The following is a 12,458-nucleotide window of genomic DNA, read 5'->3' as shown; positions in this document are numbered from 1 at the left end:
ACCCCACCCGTCTCTCCGTCAACGCCCTCGGCGGGGGAGGCAGTTGGCCTAGTCGGGAGGACGCATGAAGCAGCGCGGCAGGCATCGTCGTCGCAGAAGGGGTCAGGCGCTGCGCGCCACCCTGGCCGGAACCGCCCTCGCGCTGACCGCGGCGGCCACCCTGATCAGCACCTCCCAGGCCACCGGCGGCAACAGCCCGGGCGGCCTCACCGAACTCCGGGCGGGCGCGGCGGCCCCCCAACTGCGGCTGCGCGAGCACCTCCTCCCCCGTAGCGCGCTCGACACGCTCAGCGGCACCATGGGCGGCAACGTCGGCGTCGAGGGCGTCCTGGACGACACCGACCACGCGATGCGCGACACCGCCGGCTGCTCTGACTCCGAGCGCTCCGCGCTGCCCGTGGAACCGGCGGCCACGCGCGCGTACTGCTGGGACCGCGCCGACGCGCGCACCAGCGCCTGGCGGCCCCGCTCGGTGACCACCTCCGGGGACGCCGACGTCACCGGCCAGTGGGGCACCCGCCGGGTGATCCTGGCCGGCTGGACGCACCGGGGCGGGCAGGCGGCGCCGGCCGACCGGGGCAAGGCCTTCGCCCGGGTCGCCTTCGTGGACGCCACCGACCCGGACGCGCTGCGCTACCGCTGGGTGCTGCTGGTCGCCCCGCGCGCCGGCGGCAAGGACTTCACCGCGGTCCGGGCGGGCCTCGGCGGCATGGTCTGGTACCAGGACAAGCTGATCGTCACCGCCGCGCACGGCGCGGGCCTGCTCGTCTTCGACATGCACCGGGTACTGCGGGCCGGCGTGGACAGCGCCGCCGTGGGCCGCACCGCCGGCGGCTACTCGGCGGCCGGCTACCGCTATGTGATGCCCGCCGTCGGCTCCTACGAGATGGAGGGCGGCGCGTGTACGCGGGCGGGGGCGGTCCCCTGTTTCGGCTCGCTCTCGCTGGACCGTACGACCGCTCCGGCCAGCCTGGTCGCGACGGAGGCCACCGTCGGCCGCGCGGACCGGACCCGCGTCTGGCGCTATCCGTTCAGCACCGCCCTGTACCGGACGGGGCTGCGCGCCGACGCCGAGGGCCGGGTGGACGCGGTCGAGGCCTACACGACCAAGGGCACCGGGGTGTCGGGCGTCGTCTCGCACCGGCCCGCCGGCGCGCGCGAGGCCCGGTGGTACGTGGGCCGGCCGTCCGGGAGCGGCGGCGGGCACGGTTCGCTGTGGCGGCAGAACGGCCGCGGCGCCCAGGCGGCCACCTGCACCGCGGACCAGTCGCACGCCTGCTGGGGGCTCGGCCCCGGCGCGCTCTCCTACTGGCCGCAGACCGGCGAGCTGTGGACCCTGACGGGCACGGCGGCCCGCCGGGTGCTGTACGCGGTGCCGCTGTCGTCGGTCGACGACTCGGTCGACTAGCGGACCACCGCGCTGGACCGGAGCGGACTGGGTCTCCTCGCGGAAGCGGCCGGGTCCCCGTTGCGGAAGCGGCCGGGTCCCCGTTGCGGAGGCGCCGGCGGATCGCTCGGAGCCGACCGGGCCCCCCTTTCGGAAGGGAGTCCCCTTTTTGGAGGGGCGCCCGCCCTCGTGGTTCCCTGACCGGCATGAGCAACCTGAGCGTGACCACCTGGTCCCTGGAGCAGACGGCGCCGACCGATCTGCTCCCCGCGATCGCCCCCGACGGCGACGTCCGTGTCGTGCGCGCCGAGGTCCCCTCCCCCGAGTTCAGCCGCTTCCTGTACGCCTCCGTCGGCGGGGACATCCGCTGGACGGACCGGCTCGGCTGGACGTACGCGCAGTGGCAGGAGGTCCTCGGCAAGCCGGGCGTGGAGACCTGGGTCGCCTACGACCGGGGGACGCCCGCGGGCTACGTCGAGCTGGCCGCGCAGGACGACGGGGTGGTCGAGATCGTCTACTTCGGTCTGCTTCCCGCCTTCCGGGGCCGCCGCATCGGCGGTCATCTGCTGTCGTACGGGACGGCGCGCGCCTGGGACCTGGCGGGGCGCTGGCCCGGGCTGGCCGAGACGAAGCGGGTCTGGCTGCACACGTGCAGCAAGGACGGCGAGCACGCGATGGACAACTATCTGCGCCGCGGCTTCAAGCTCTTCGACACCAAGGTCGAGGAGGAGCGCGAGGTGCCCACGCCCGGCCCCTGGCCCGGCGCGCTGTGACCGGTGACACCCTTGTCTCGCGATACGGGACAAGGGTGTCCACATAATGGATGATGGTGGACTGGCCCGAGATCCGCGTGACACGCTTCCGTCATGTCTGGAACTGGGATTGCCTTGGTGAGTCGGCGGCACGTCGACCTCGGCCGCATGTCCAGCGCCATCTGTCCGGCGAGCTGATCAGCACAGCAGCGCCGACTTCCCTATCCTTTCTGCACCTCCCGCGCGGACCGCGCCATGCCTTGGTATGCGCCCGTACGCGCAGGTCAGAGCCGCAGTCAGACCTGTCCCGCAGTCTCGAAGGACGTAATCGCCATGGCCGCCACCCCGCAGAATCCCGACGCCGCGCCCCGCCGCAAGGTGAGCCGTCACCGTGGCGAGGGTCAGTGGGCCGTGGGTCACTTCACTCCGCTCAACGGCAACGAGCAGTTCAAGAAAGACGACGACGGTCTCAATGTGCGGACACGCATTGAGACGATCTACTCGAAGCGCGGATTCGACTCGATCGACCCCAACGACCTGCGCGGCCGGATGCGCTGGTGGGGCCTCTACACCCAGCGCAAGCCCGGGATCGACGGCGGCAAGACCGCGATCCTGGAGCCGGAGGAGCTGGACGACAAGTACTTCATGCTGCGCGTCCGGATCGACGGCGGCCGGCTGACCACCGCTCAACTGCGGGTCATCGGCGAGATCTCGCAGGAGTTCGCGCGCGGCACCGCCGACCTCACCGACCGCCAGAACGTGCAGTACCACTGGATTCGCATCGAGGACGTCCCGGAGATCTGGGAGCGTCTGGAGGCCGTGGGCCTGTCCACGACCGAGGCCTGCGGTGACACGCCCCGCGTCATCCTCGGTTCGCCCGTCGCCGGCATCGCCGAGGACGAGATCATCGACGGCACCCCCGCCATCGAGGAGATCCACCGCCGGATCATCGGCAACAAGGACTTCTCGAACCTGCCCCGCAAGTTCAAGTCCGCGGTCTCCGGCTCGCCGCTGCTCGACGTGGCGCACGAGATCAACGACATCGCCTTCGTCGGCGTGAACCACCCCGAGCACGGGCCCGGCTTCGACCTGTGGGTGGGCGGCGGCCTGTCCACCAACCCGAAGATCGGCCGGCGGCTCGGCGCCTGGGTCCCGCTGGACGAGGTCGCGGACGTCTACGAGGGCGTCATCTCGATCTTCCGGGACTACGGCTACCGCCGGCTGCGCACCCGCGCCCGGCTGAAGTTCCTGGTCGCCGACTGGGGTGTGGAGAAGTTCCGCCGGATCCTGGAGGACGACTACCTGGGGCGGAAGCTGGTCGACGGCCCCGCGCCCGACCAGCCCGTGGCCCGCTGGCGCGACCACGTCGGCGTGCACCGTCAGAAGGACGGCCTCTTCTACGTCGGCTTCGCGCCGCGCGTCGGCCGGGTGGACGGCGCGACCCTGACGAAGATCGCCGAACTGGCCGAGGAACACGGCTCGGGCCGGCTGCGCACCACCGTCGAGCAGAAGATGATCGTGCTCGACGTGGACGAGACCCGCGTCGACTCCCTCGTCGAGGGGCTGGAGGCGCTCGGTCTGACGGCCCGGCCCTCGTCCTTCCGGCGCGGCACGATGGCCTGCACCGGCATCGAGTACTGCAAGCTCGCGATCGTCGAGACCAAGGCGCGCGGTGCTTCCCTGATCGACGAACTCGAGCGCCGCATCCCCGAGTTCGAGGAACCCATCACCATCAACATCAACGGCTGCCCGAACGCCTGCGCGCGTATCCAGGTGGCGGACATCGGTCTCAAGGGACAGCTCGTCCTCAACGACCGGGGCGAGCAGGTCGAGGGCTTCCAGGTGCACCTGGGCGGCGCGCTCGGTCTGGAGGCCGGGTTCGGCCGCAAGGTCCGCGGCCTGAAGGTCACCTCGGAGGAACTGCCCGACTACGTCGAGCGGGTCCTCAGGCGCTTCCAGGCGGAGCGCGAGGACGGCGAACGCTTCGCGGTGTGGGCCTCCCGCGCCTCCGAGGAGGCCCTGTCGTGAGCGAGCGGGCCGCGCCGTTCTACTGCCCCTACTGCGGGGACGAGGATCTGCGCCCCAGCGAGGAAGGGCACGGCGCGTGGGAGTGCGCGGCGTGCAACCGGGCCTTCCGGCTGAAGTTCCTCGGGCTGCTGTCCCGGGGGCTTCGGCAGGACGAGCAGGGCGGGGCGGAGATATGACGGCCACTCAGCGGCAGCGTACGGAAGACGAGTTGAGGGACCTCGCCGAGCGGGCGGGGCGCGAGCTGGAGGACGCCTCCGCGCTGGACATCCTCCGCTGGGCCACCGGCACCTTCGGCGCGCGGTTCTGCGTCACCTCCTCGATGGAGGACGCGGTCGTCGCCCATCTGGCCTCCCGCGCGTTCACCGGCGAGGGCCGCGTCGACGTCGTGTTCCTCGACACCGGCTACCACTTCCCGGAGACCATCGGCACCCGGGACGCCGTCGAGGCCGTGATGGACGTCAACGTCATCACCCTCACCCCGCGCCGCACGGTCGCCGAGCAGGACGCCGAGTTCGGGCCGCGGCTGCACGACCGCGACCCCGACCTGTGCTGCGCGATGCGCAAGGTCCAGCCGCTCGAAGAGGGACTGACCGGCTACGACGCCTGGGCGACGGGGCTGCGCCGTGACGAGTCCCCCACCCGGGCGAACACCCCGGTCGTCGGCTGGGACGAGAAGCGCCGCAAGGTCAAGATCGCGCCCATCGCCCGCTGGACACAGGACGACGTCGACGCGTACGTGGCCGAGCACGGGGTCCTCACCAACCCGCTGCTGACGGACGGTTACGCCTCCGTGGGCTGCGCCCCCTGCACCCGCCGGGTCCTGGCGGGCGAGGACGCGCGCGCGGGCCGCTGGGCGGGCCGCTCGAAGACCGAGTGCGGGCTGCACGGATGACGACGACACCGACGCCCACCGACCCGGCCGCGCCCGCCGCCGACCCCACGAACTACCAGGAGCATCACGTGACGACCGGAGCCACCGTCTGGCTCACGGGTCTGCCGAGCGCCGGCAAGACCACCATCGCGTACGAGCTGGCCGGCCGGCTGCGCGCGGAGGGCCACCGCGTCGAGGTCCTCGACGGCGACGAGGTCCGCGAGTTCCTCTCCGCGGGCCTCGGCTTCTCCCGCGCGGACCGCGACACCAACGTCAAGCGGATCGGCTACCTCGCCGAACTGCTGGCACGCAACGGCGTGAAGGCGCTGGTCCCGGTGATCGCCCCCTACGCGGACAGCCGGGACGCGGTCCGGGGACGCCACCAGGCCGGCGGCACCCCCTATCTGGAGGTGCACGTCGCGACGCCGGTCGAGGTCTGCTCGGTGCGGGACGTGAAGGGGCTGTACGCCAGGCAGGCAGCCGGCGAGATCTCCGGCCTGACCGGCGTCGACGATCCCTACGAGGAGCCCGAGTCGCCCGATCTGCGGATCGCGTCGCACACCCAGACCGTGCAGGAGTCCGCGGCGGCGCTGCACGCGCTGCTCACCGAGAGGGGTCTCGCATGACGACCGTCGCCAGTGTCACCGGGGACACCGACAGCGGGCCGTACGCGCTGTCGCACCTGGACGCCCTGGAGTCCGAGGCCGTGCACATCTTCCGTGAGGTGGCGGGCGAGTTCGAGCGGCCGGTCATCCTCTTCTCGGGCGGCAAGGACTCCATCGTCATGCTGCACCTCGCGCTGAAGGCGTTCGCGCCGGCCGCGGTGCCCTTCACGCTGCTGCACGTGGACACCGGGCACAACTTCCCCGAGGTCCTCGCCTACCGGGACCGCACGGTCGCCGAGCACGGGCTGCGGCTGCACGTCGCCTCCGTGCAGGAGTACATCGACCGCGGGGTACTGCGCGAGCGGCCCGACGGCACCCGCAACCCGCTGCAGACGCTTCCGCTGACCGAGAAGATCCAGGCGGAGCGCTTCGACGCCGTGTTCGGCGGCGGGCGGCGCGACGAGGAGAAGGCCCGCGCCAAGGAGCGGGTGTTCTCGCTGCGCGACGAGTTCTCCCAGTGGGACCCGCGCCGCCAGCGCCCCGAGCTGTGGCAGCTCTACAACGGCCGGCACGCGCCCGGCGAGCACGTCCGCGTCTTCCCGCTGTCCAACTGGACGGAGCTGGACGTGTGGCAGTACATCGCCCGGGAGGGCATCGAGCTGCCCGAGATCTACTTCGCACACGAGCGCGAGGTCTTCCAGCGGTCCGGGATGTGGCTGACCGCCGGCGAGTGGGGCGGTCCGAAGGACGGCGAGCGCGTCGAGACCCGCCTCGTCCGCTACCGCACCGTCGGCGACATGTCCTGCACCGGCGCCGTCGACTCCGAGGCGACCACCCTGGACGCCGTCATCGCCGAGATCGCCGCCTCCCGGCTCACCGAGCGCGGCGCCACCCGCGCCGACGACAAGATGTCCGAGGCCGCGATGGAAGACCGCAAGCGCGAGGGGTACTTCTAGCCATGACCAGCACCACCGAACCCACCGAGCCGCTGTCGGTCGAGCAGTTGTCGGCGACCACCCTGCTGCGCTTCGCGACCGCCGGCTCCGTGGACGACGGCAAGTCCACCCTCGTCGGGCGGCTGCTGCACGACTCCAAGTCGATCCTCACCGACCAGCTGGAGGCCGTCGAGCGCGTCTCGGCCGGCCGCGGCCAGGACACCCCCGACCTCGCCCTGCTCACCGACGGCCTGCGCGCCGAGCGGGAACAGGGCATCACGATCGACGTCGCCTACCGCTACTTCGCCACCGCGCGCCGCCGGTTCATCCTCGCCGACACCCCCGGGCATGTGCAGTACACCCGGAACATGGTCACCGGCGCCTCCACCGCGGACCTCGCCGTCGTCCTCGTCGACGCGCGCAACGGCGTCATCGAGCAGACCCGCCGGCACGCCGCCGTCGCCGCCCTGCTCCGCGTCCCGCACGTGGTCCTCGCGGTCAACAAGATGGACCTGGTCGGCTACGAGGAGCGCGTCTTCGCGGCGATCGCCGAGGAGTTCACCGCGTACGCCTCCGAGCTGGGCGTCCCGGAGATCACCGCGATCCCCATCTCGGCACTGGCCGGCGACAACGTGGTGGAGCCCTCCGCCACCATGGACTGGTACGGCGGCCCGACGGTGCTCGAACACCTGGAGACCGTGCCGGTCAGCCACGACCTGGCGCACTGCCACGCCCGGCTGCCCGTGCAGTACGTGATCCGCCCGCAGACCGCCGAGCACCCCGACTACCGGGGCTACGCGGGCCAGATAGCCGCCGGCACCTTCCGCGTCGGCGACGAGGTCACCGTGCTGCCCTCCGGCCGCACCTCGAAGGTGGCCGGCATCGACCTGCTGGGCACTCCGGTCGACGTGGCGTGGACCCCGCAGTCGGTGACCCTCCTGCTGGCGGACGACATCGACATCTCGCGCGGTGACCTGCTCGTGCCGAGCAAGGACGCGCCGCCGGTCACCCAGGACGTCGAGGCGACCGTCTGCCATGTGGCCGACGCGCCGCTCACCGTCGGCCACCGGGTGCTGCTCAAGCACGGCACCCGCACGGTCAAGGCGATCGTCAGGGACATCCCGTCCCGGCTGACCCTGGACGACCTGTCGCTGCACCCGCACCCGGGCCGGCTGGTCGCCAACGACATCGGCCGCGTCAAGATCCGTACCGCCGAACCGCTCCCGCTCGACGCCTACGCCGACTCCCGGCGCACCGGCGCGTTCATCCTGATCGACCCGGCCGACGGCACGACGCTGACCGCGGGCATGGTCGGCGAGTCCTTCGCCGCGCCGCAGCCGGTCGGCGAGGACGCCGACGAGGACGGGTGGGACTTCTGACATGAACCCCATCGACTACTACGCGACGTTCGCGAAGGAGGGCGGCCGCGTCGGCAGCGGCTCCCTCGGCAGCGGGCAGGGCGGGGTCGCGCGATGTGCGCGATGACGTACGCGCACCGCTTGCGCGCCCCGTCCCCCCACAGCCTGAACGTCCGAAGACCTGCCGACCTCCCGGCCACGACCTGAGCAAGGCGTGACCGCCGGGCCAACGAGAGGAAAACCTCCCGTGCCTGCCATCCGCTCCACTCGCTCCGCCCTGGTGCGCCGCGGCCTCGCCGTCGCCACCGCGCTCCCCCTGCTCGCCCTCGCGGCGTGCAGCTACGGCTCCGACGCCAAGGACGACACCAAGGCGAAGGTCGCCGCCGGGTCGAAGAAGATCGACGGGCTCGACTCCGTGAAGATCGGCTACTTCGGCAACCTGACGCACGCCACCGCGCTGGTCGGCAACCAGAAGGGCTTCTTCCAGAAGGAGCTGGGCGCCACCACCGCGAAGTACCAGATCTTCAACGCCGGCCCCTCCGAGATCGAGGCCCTCAACTCGGGCTCCATCGACATCGGCTGGATCGGCCCGTCGCCCTCGATCAACGGCTACACGAAGTCGAAGGGCAAGAGCCTGCGCATCATCGGCGGTTCGGCGTCGGGCGGCGTGAAGCTCGTGGTCAACCCCAAGAAGATCAAGTCCCTGAAGGACGTCAAGGGCAAGAAGATCGCGACGCCGCAGCTCGGCAACACGCAGGACGTCGCGTTCCTCAACTGGGCCGCGGAGCAGGGCTGGAAGGTCGACGCGCAGAGCGGCAAGGGCGATGTCTCGGTCGTCCGCACCGACAACAAGATCACGCCGGACGCCTACAAGTCCGGTTCCATCGACGGCGCCTGGGTGCCGGAGCCGACCGCGTCCAAGCTGGTCGCCGAGGGCGGCAAGGTGCTCCTCGACGAGCGGGACCTGTGGCCCGACAAGAAGTTCGTGATCACGAACATCATCGTGTCGCAGAAGTTCCTCGCGGCGCACCCGAAGGTCGTCGAGGCGGTACTGAAGGGCTCCGTCGAGACCAACAAGTGGATCAACGCCAACCCGGACGAGGCGAAGGCGTCGGCGAACAAGCAGCTCGAGACGGACTCCGGCAAGGCGCTGCCCGCCGATGTCCTGGACCCGGCCTGGAAGTCCATCCAGATCATCAACGACCCGCTGGCGTCCACGCTGACCACCGAGGCGGACCACGCGGTGAAGGCGGGCCTGCTGGAGAAGCCCGACCTGGACGGCATCTACGACCTCACGCTCCTGAACAAGGTCCTCAAGGCCGCGGGTGAGAGCCCGGTCGACGACGCCGGTCTCGGCGCCAAGTAAGCCCGGATCCCGATGAGTTCCCAGGAGGTGACGACCGTGGCCACGACCCTCGCCCAGTCCGCGGACGGCGTCGGCACGACGGAGTACGCCGCCCGCATCGAGCACGTCTCGAAGTCCTTCGACGGACCGGCGGGGCCGCAACTCGTCCTGGACGACATCACGCTCGATGTCGCGCCGGGTGAGTTCGTCACCCTCCTGGGGGCCTCGGGCTGCGGCAAGTCCACGCTGCTGAACCTGGTGGCGGGGCTCGACAAGCCCTCGGCCGGTGAGATCACGACGCAGGGGCGCCCCGCTCTGATGTTCCAGGAGCACGCCCTGTTCCCGTGGCTCACCGCGGGCAAGAACATCGAACTCGCCCTGCGCCTGCGGGGGGTTCCGAAGTCCGAGCGGCGCGGCAGGGCAGAGGAGCTGCTCGAACTGGTCCGGCTGCGCGGCGCGTACGGCAAGCGGGTGCACGAGCTGTCCGGCGGTATGCGCCAGCGGGTGGCGCTGGCCCGGGCGCTCGCGCAGGACAGCCGGATCCTGCTGATGGACGAGCCGTTCGCGGCGCTGGACGCGATCACCCGGGACGTGCTGCACGACGAGCTGACCCGGATCTGGCGCGAGACGGGCGTGTCCGTCCTGTTCGTCACGCACAACGTGCGCGAGGCGGTGCGGCTCGCGCAGCGCGTGGTGCTGCTGTCCTCGCGGCCCGGCCGCGTGGCCCGGGAGTGGACGGTCGACATCCCGCAGCCGCGCCGTATCGAGGACGCCCCTGTGGCGGAACTGTCCGTCGAGATCACCGAAGAACTGCGTGGGGAGATCCGCCGCCATGGCCAGCACTGACACGAAGGCGCCCGCCGACGCCGGCGTCGAGGAGCACGACGGGCTGGGCGGTCTGGAGGCGGGCCTCGACGCGCTGGAGACCTCCGTCACCCGCCGCCGGTCCTACGGCGCGACGTTCCGGCAGAAGGTGCTGCCGCCGCTGCTCGCCGCCGCGGTGGTGCTGGTGGCCTGGCAGGCGCTGATCACCTTCAAGATCGTCGACGATCCGACCAAGCTGCCCTCGCCGGCCGAGGTGTGGGACGAGGTCCAGGACGCCTGGCTCAAGGGCACCCTGCTCGACTACATCTGGACCAGCGTCTCGCGCGGTCTGCTCGGCTTCCTGTTCGCCCTGGTGATCGGGACCCCGCTGGGGCTGCTGGTGGCCCGGGTGAAGTTCGTGCGGGCCGCGATCGGCCCGATCCTGTCCGGCCTGCAGTCCCTGCCGTCGGTGGCCTGGGTGCCGCCGGCCGTGATCTGGCTGGGGCTGGACAACAAGATGATGTACGCGGTGATCCTGCTCGGCGCGGTGCCGTCCATCGCCAACGGCCTGGTGTCGGGCGTCGACCAGGTGCCGCCGCTGTTCCTGCGGGCGGGCCGCACGATGGGCGCGACGGGCCTGCGCGGGACCTGGCACGTCGTGATGCCGGCCGCGCTGCCCGGCTATCTGGCCGGTCTGAAGCAGGGCTGGGCGTTCTCCTGGCGGTCGCTGATGGCCGCGGAGATCATCGCCTCCTCGCCCGATCTCGGCGTGGGCCTGGGCCAGTTGCTGGAGAACGGCCGCAACGCCAGCTCCATGCCGATGGTGTTCCTAGCCATCTTCCTCATCCTGTTCGTGGGCATCGCCATCGACCTGCTGATCTTCAGCCCGGTGGAGCGGTGGGTGCTGCGCAGCCGCGGACTCCTGGTGAAGGGCTGACCCCGTCATGAGCAGGTCCGAGCGTCCCGTCCTCGTCGTCATCGCCCACGGCAGCCGCGATCCGCGGCACGCCGCGACGGTGCACGCCCTGGTACGGCGGGTGCGTGCCGCGCGCCCGGGCCTGCGCGTGGAGACCGGCTTCCTCGACTTCAACATCCCCTCCGTCCAGGGGGTGCTGGCGTCGCTGGACGCGGAGGGGGTGCGGGACGTGGTGGCGCTGCCGCTGCTGCTGACCCGCGCCTTCCACGCCAAGTCGGACATCCCGGCGGTGCTGCGCGAGGCGCCGTCCCGAATGCGGGTGCGCCAGGCGGACGTCCTCGGCCCGTCGCCGCTGCTGACGTCGGCGCTCGAACGCCGTCTGTACGAGGCGGGGCTGACGCCCGCCGACAAGCCCTCGACCGGGGTCGTGCTGGCCTCGGCGGGGTCCACCGACCCGGAGGCGATCGCGGTGATCGCGGCAATCGCGCGGGAGTGGCGGCACACCGGCTGGTGCGCCGTGCGGCCCGCGTTCGCCTCCGCGTCGCTGCCGCGCACCGAGGACGCGGTACGCGACCTGCGCGCGCTCGGCTGCGAACGGGTCGCCGTCGCCCCGTACGTGCTGGCCCCGGGTTTCCTCCCGGACCGCATCGCGCGCGGCGCGGAGGGGGCGGACGTGCTCGCCGAGGTCCTCGGTCCGGCGCCGGAGGTGGCGCGGGTGCTGCTGGACCGCTACGACCAGGCCCGGCTGCCGGCCCTGGCGGCGCTCGGCGCCTGACGCGCGGGCTCCGTCCTCCGTGGCGGTCAGTCGAAGGAGAGCCCGCCGGTGCGGGTCCGCTTGAGTTCGAAGAAGTCCGGCTCGGCGGCCAGGACGCGGAAGCTCTCGAAGAGCCGGACCGCCCGTTCACCGCGCGGGACCGCCCGCAGCACCGGCCCGAACCACACCGTCCCGTCGACATGGACGGTGGGCGTGCCCACGTAAGCCCCCGACTCCGGCTCCCGGCCCGCCTCGTGGCTGCGCCGCACCGCCTCGTCGTACGCGAGATCGTGTGCCGCGTCGGCCAGTTCGGCGGGCAGTCCCAGTTCGGCGAGCGACTCGGTGACCACGGTGTCGAAGTCCTTGATCCCGCGTTCGTGGACACGGGTGCCGAAGGCGGTGTACAGGTCGCGCAGCACCCCCTCGCCGTGCTGCCCGGCCGCCGCCACCGCGACCCGCGCCGGGCCGATCGACCGGTCCACCAAGTCGCGGTACCAGTCGGGAAGTTCGTTGCCCGCGTTGTGCAGGTACAGGCTCATCGGGTGGAAGCGGAGGTCGAGGGGGCACTGCCGCTCGACCTCCAGGAGCCAGCGCGAGGTGATCCAGGCGAAGGGGCAGGCGGCGTCGAACCAGAAGTCGACACGGGTGGCTGCGGCGGTCGTCATGGCGTCCAGGCTAGGGACGGACCGGTCCAGGGTCGTGG

General features: G+C 71.8%; 14 protein-coding genes. 13 read left to right on the top strand and 1 reads right to left on the bottom strand.

The genetic code is table 11. The features are described from left to right. Nucleotides 1-64: 64 nt before the first annotated feature. The 13 genes from AB0912_RS25005 to AB0912_RS24945 all read left to right on the top strand — a co-directional run bounded on the left by AB0912_RS25005 (nt 65) and on the right by AB0912_RS24945 (nt 11,776). Nucleotides 65-1,408, top strand: a complete 1,344-nt coding sequence (locus AB0912_RS25005; RefSeq protein ID WP_366703394.1) for a hypothetical protein — start codon at nt 65-67, stop codon at nt 1,406-1,408. 185 nt (nt 1,409-1,593) lie between these two features. Continuing rightward, complete coding sequence (locus AB0912_RS25000; protein WP_366703392.1) at nt 1,594-2,160, top strand: GNAT family N-acetyltransferase; 567 nt, start codon at nt 1,594-1,596, stop codon at nt 2,158-2,160. Nucleotides 2,161-2,253: 93 nt separating this feature from the next. Continuing rightward, nucleotides 2,254-2,337, top strand: a complete 84-nt coding sequence (locus AB0912_RS24995) for a putative leader peptide (protein ID WP_309486338.1) — start codon at nt 2,254-2,256, stop codon at nt 2,335-2,337. A 135-nt stretch (nt 2,338-2,472) separates the two neighbouring features. Further along, nucleotides 2,473-4,167, top strand: a complete 1,695-nt coding sequence (locus AB0912_RS24990) for a nitrite/sulfite reductase (RefSeq protein ID WP_366703390.1) — start codon at nt 2,473-2,475, stop codon at nt 4,165-4,167. Further along, nucleotides 4,164-4,343 (top strand): hypothetical protein, encoded by a 180-nt coding sequence (locus AB0912_RS24985; RefSeq protein WP_366703388.1) that lies wholly within the window; start codon nt 4,164-4,166, stop codon nt 4,341-4,343. Before AB0912_RS24990 ends, AB0912_RS24985 begins: the two co-directional genes overlap by 4 nt. Next, nucleotides 4,340-5,059: a phosphoadenylyl-sulfate reductase gene (locus AB0912_RS24980; RefSeq protein WP_366703386.1), complete on the top strand. Its 720-nt coding sequence runs from the start codon at nt 4,340-4,342 to the stop codon at nt 5,057-5,059. Before AB0912_RS24985 ends, AB0912_RS24980 begins: the two co-directional genes overlap by 4 nt. Further along, nucleotides 5,056-5,664 (top strand): adenylyl-sulfate kinase, encoded by a 609-nt coding sequence (cysC, locus tag AB0912_RS24975; RefSeq protein ID WP_366703383.1) that lies wholly within the window; start codon nt 5,056-5,058, stop codon nt 5,662-5,664. The genes AB0912_RS24980 and cysC overlap by 4 nt, the downstream gene beginning before the upstream one ends. Then, nucleotides 5,661-6,599 (top strand): sulfate adenylyltransferase subunit CysD, encoded by a 939-nt coding sequence (gene cysD, locus AB0912_RS24970; RefSeq protein ID WP_366703381.1) that lies wholly within the window; start codon nt 5,661-5,663, stop codon nt 6,597-6,599. The genes cysC and cysD overlap by 4 nt, the downstream gene beginning before the upstream one ends. A gap of 2 nt (nt 6,600-6,601) precedes the next feature. Beyond that, entirely contained in the window at nt 6,602-7,957 is a 1,356-nt protein-coding gene (locus AB0912_RS24965) for a GTP-binding protein (RefSeq protein WP_366703378.1), read from the top strand. A 235-nt stretch (nt 7,958-8,192) separates the two neighbouring features. After that, complete coding sequence (locus AB0912_RS24960) at nt 8,193-9,302, top strand: aliphatic sulfonate ABC transporter substrate-binding protein (RefSeq protein WP_366703446.1); 1,110 nt, start codon at nt 8,193-8,195, stop codon at nt 9,300-9,302. Nucleotides 9,303-9,314: 12 nt separating this feature from the next. Next, the gene (locus AB0912_RS24955) at nt 9,315-10,127 is read left to right on the top strand and encodes an ABC transporter ATP-binding protein (RefSeq protein WP_366703377.1); all 813 of its coding nucleotides are present in this window, start codon (nt 9,315-9,317) and stop codon (nt 10,125-10,127) included. Further along, complete coding sequence (locus AB0912_RS24950; protein ID WP_366703375.1) at nt 10,114-11,022, top strand: ABC transporter permease; 909 nt, start codon at nt 10,114-10,116, stop codon at nt 11,020-11,022. Before AB0912_RS24955 ends, AB0912_RS24950 begins: the two co-directional genes overlap by 14 nt. 7 nt (nt 11,023-11,029) lie before the next feature. After that, complete coding sequence (locus AB0912_RS24945) at nt 11,030-11,776, top strand: sirohydrochlorin chelatase (protein WP_366703373.1); 747 nt, start codon at nt 11,030-11,032, stop codon at nt 11,774-11,776. 26 nt (nt 11,777-11,802) lie between these two features. On the opposite strand, the gene AB0912_RS24940 is transcribed toward AB0912_RS24945, so the two are convergent. Beyond that, nucleotides 11,803-12,420, bottom strand: coding sequence for a DsbA family protein (locus AB0912_RS24940; RefSeq protein ID WP_366703371.1), 618 nt, complete (start codon nt 12,418-12,420; stop codon nt 11,803-11,805). Nucleotides 12,421-12,458: the final 38 nt, after the last annotated feature.

It is taken from the genome of Streptomyces sp. NPDC007084 (genome assembly GCF_040703595.1).
Lineage (GTDB): Bacteria > Actinomycetota > Actinomycetes > Streptomycetales > Streptomycetaceae > Streptomyces.
This window is presented reverse-complemented; position numbering and strand designations above follow the sequence as displayed.